Origin of the sequence: Pseudoalteromonas sp. c7(2019), from assembly GCF_011378625.1 — a bacterium.
GTDB classification, from domain to species: Bacteria; Pseudomonadota; Gammaproteobacteria; order Enterobacterales; family Alteromonadaceae; genus Pseudoalteromonas; species Pseudoalteromonas arctica.
Window position 1 is genome coordinate 1 of the sequence record NZ_WTKS01000070.1, and the last position, 502, is coordinate 502.

At 28.3% G+C, this 502-nt stretch carries 1 protein-coding gene; it reads left to right on the forward strand.

Annotated elements, in window-relative coordinates; translation table 11 throughout:
* A partial coding sequence (locus tag GQR38_RS20055; protein ID WP_165738024.1) for a GNAT family N-acetyltransferase occupies positions 1 to 472 on the forward strand: 472 nt, incomplete at its 5' end.
* Positions 473 to 502: the final 30 nt, after the last annotated feature.

A 502-nucleotide genomic window follows, 5' to 3' on the forward strand; every position in this document is an offset into this window, starting at 1 on the left:
CATGATTATGAATCTTGGCATTGCTGTTATTAATGTCTATTTCTTATATAAGATTTATGCAACAAAAGAAGAGTTTAAAATCGTTTCTACTTCAATTGACTCAGAGTATCTTCGACATTTTATTGGTAACAATGAGGTAGAAATAACAAAGCAAGTTTCAGTACAACAGTTGTACCAAGCTAATCGTGTTTTTTATATGTTGCGTAATGACAGTATTGCTGGATTATTAGTTGGTGATTTAAATGAGGACGGTTGTTTTGAAATCTATTTAGATTATGTTGTGCCTAAATATCGTGATTATAAATTAGGTACTTACTACTTTAAAACTAATCAACATTTTTTACAGAAAAGAGGTGTTAAAGTTTTAAAAGCTGTTGCGAACCATTATATGCATCGTAATTACTTAATTAAAATGGGATTTATTGCTGATAATAGTAAAGAATTACATTTCTTAAAAAGATTACAAGCTTAATATCATACGTGCCTATTTTTTAAATGAACG